The following is a 517-nucleotide window of genomic DNA, read 5'->3' as shown; positions in this document are numbered from 1 at the left end:
TCCGGCGTCCCCCTGGTGCAGGCCCTTCAGGAGTTCTCGGACCGGGTGGGCGTCTCACACGTCTCACGATTCGTCGACGGGATCGTCGTCGCCCTGGAAAGAGGAACCCCTCTGGCCGAGGTCTTGCGAGCCCAGGCCCAGGACGTACGTGACGAGGACAAACGCGACCTGATGGAGATCGCCGGTCGCAAGGAGATCGCCATGATGGTGCCGCTCGTGTTCCTGGTGCTCCCGTTGTCCGTGCTCTTCGCAGTGTTCCCGGGCATCGCTGTTCTGAGGCTGGAACTGTGACCGGCGCACGTTCACGGGACCACCCCTTGCTCCACGGCGCGGTGGACGGCAATGACCTCGTCCCAAGACCAGTAAACCGACCAACGACGTCGATCACCTCGCCGTCGGAACCCACGACCGGATCGACCAGTCAACCCGAGAGGAAAACGCCATGAACACGAACCCCGTCGAGAACCCCTCGGAGGACGCCATCCTGACTGCCGGCGATCACGCCGATCGGGGAGAC

The 517-nt window shown here is 64.4% G+C and carries 1 protein-coding gene; it reads left to right on the top strand.

The annotated features are described in order from the left end of the window. Positions 1-291, top strand: a 291-nt coding sequence (locus GTW58_RS14030) for a type II secretion system F family protein (RefSeq protein ID WP_168023655.1), incomplete at its 5' end; no start/stop codon positions are given. Positions 292-517 lie beyond the last annotated feature (226 nt).

Origin of the sequence: Kocuria subflava (assembly GCF_012163155.1) — a bacterium.
Classification (GTDB): Bacteria; Actinomycetota; Actinomycetes; order Actinomycetales; family Micrococcaceae; genus Kocuria; species Kocuria subflava.
Note: the sequence above shows the minus strand (reverse complement) of the source record. Positions and strands in the feature narration are given on the sequence as shown.